The following is a 1,871-nucleotide window of genomic DNA, read 5'->3' as shown; positions in this document are numbered from 1 at the left end:
CCCCTCCACCCCGCTCTTCGTTTCTGGCCGCCCGACCGCGCTCCCGGAGCGCGGTCGTCCGATGGACCGGCTCGGTGGAGACCGGTCGCCCTCCTCGGCGGGGGCTCGGACGCGAGGCGGTGCAGGGCGATCCCGGTCTGGATCGCGGCCGCTTCCCCGGAGGCCGTCCGGAGCGTCGGCCGGCCCTTGCGGAGCATCTCCCGGTCACGGTCACGGGCGCCACCCGGATGCCGACCCCGGGCACCCGGATGGCGCGCACGGGTGCCCCGCCGCCGAGCGGGCGTGCGACCGTCGGTTCGACGACGGCCGATCACCGCGGCGCCGGATGCCGTCTCCCCGACGCGGCCCGTGTCGGGTGTGTCCACGGCGCCGGACCGGACATCCAGAACTGGTGGGCTGAATGGCGACCAAGCGCCACGTACGACGAATAGGACGAACCGGACTCGCCGGCGGCATGCTGGCCCTGGCCGCGCTGACGATCGCCGGCGGAGGGCCGCCGGGCGGCGGATCCGGAGGGGACACGCAGGACATCCTCGGGCGGATCCTCGACAAACCGATCTACGCGCACGCCCAGTGGGGCGTCCTGGAGGAGGACCCCCAGGGCGGGGTGCTGCACGAGCTCCAGTCGGACAAGTTCTTCATCCCCGGTTCGGTGGCCAAGCTGTTCACCGTCTCCGGTACCTGGCACGCGCTCGGCGGCGACCACCGCTTCACGACTCCCGTCCACGCCGTCGGCACCCGCGACGGCGCCGGCCTGCACGGCGACCTCGTCCTGGTGGCGCAGGGCGACCTGGCGCTCGGCGGCCGGGTCACGCCCGAGGGCACCCTGGACTTCACCTCCATCGACCACACGTACGCCAACGACCTGCCCGGCGCGACCCTCACCCCCGAGGACCCGCTCGCGGGAATCGACGACATCGCGCGGCAGATCCGGCAGTCCGGCATCAGCCGGGTGGACGGCGACGTCGTGGTCGACACGCGGCTGTTCGAGACGCCGGCCCTCGATCCGACCCCCACCCCGCTGATCATCAACGACAACCTGATCGACCTGCTCACCACGCCGACCGCTCCGGGCCGCCCGGCCGAACTCTCCTGGCGCCCCCAGGTCGCGCCCTACGAGGTCGTCTCACAGGTCACCACGGTGGCCGCCGGGGGCACCACGGACATCGAGGTGACGGCGTCCGAGGACGGGACGCGGATCACGCTGTCCGGCACGATCGCCGCCGACGCGGCGCCCGTGCTGCGGGTGAGCCCGGTCGTGGACCCGGCCGCCTTCGGGCGGACGGCCCTGATCGAGGCGCTTGCCCGGGCCGGCGTGACGGTGACCGCCGACCCGGTCGGCGCCAACGACGAGGACGGCCTGCCCGCCGCGTACGCGCCCGGCTCCGACGTCGCCTCCTACGTGTCGCCGCCCTTCAGCCAGTACGCCCGGCTGGTGCTCAAGGTCAGCCACAACCTCGGCGCCAACCTCGACATCTGCCTCATGGCGGTGACCGCGGGCAGTACCGACTGCAATGCCGGGTTCCCGGTGCTCCGGGCGTTCCTGGAGGCCGCGGGGGTCGACAGCGAGCAGGTGGAGCTCGCGGACGGCCGCGGCGGCGACCCGGTCGACCGGGCCACCCCCGTGGCGGTCAACCAGGTGCTCCGGTACTGGCTGCACACCCCGGACGCCGAGGCGTTCCGCGACACCCTGCCGGTCCTCGGCGAGGACGGCACGCTGGACGGCTTCTGCACCGGCTGCGGGGGCGTCGGCAAGGTCTTCGCCAAGACCGGGACGGACGTCGGACCCGACCTCCTGAACGGGCGGGCCGCCGTGGGTGCGGAGACCGTCGCGGGCTACCTGGTGACCCCCTCCGGCGAGATCCGGACGT

At 74.0% G+C, this 1,871-nt stretch carries 1 protein-coding gene; it reads left to right on the top strand.

Annotated elements, in window-relative coordinates; genetic code table 11:
• Positions 1-400 precede the first annotated feature (400 nt).
• On the top strand, positions 401-1,871 hold a 1,471-nt coding region (gene dacB, locus ABZ641_RS35595), incomplete at its 3' end, for a D-alanyl-D-alanine carboxypeptidase/D-alanyl-D-alanine-endopeptidase (protein ID WP_359988563.1).

The sequence above is a fragment of the Kitasatospora sp. NPDC007106 genome (assembly GCF_040634455.1).
Classification (GTDB): Bacteria; Actinomycetota; Actinomycetes; order Streptomycetales; family Streptomycetaceae; genus Kitasatospora; species Kitasatospora arboriphila.
This window is presented reverse-complemented; position numbering and strand designations above follow the sequence as displayed.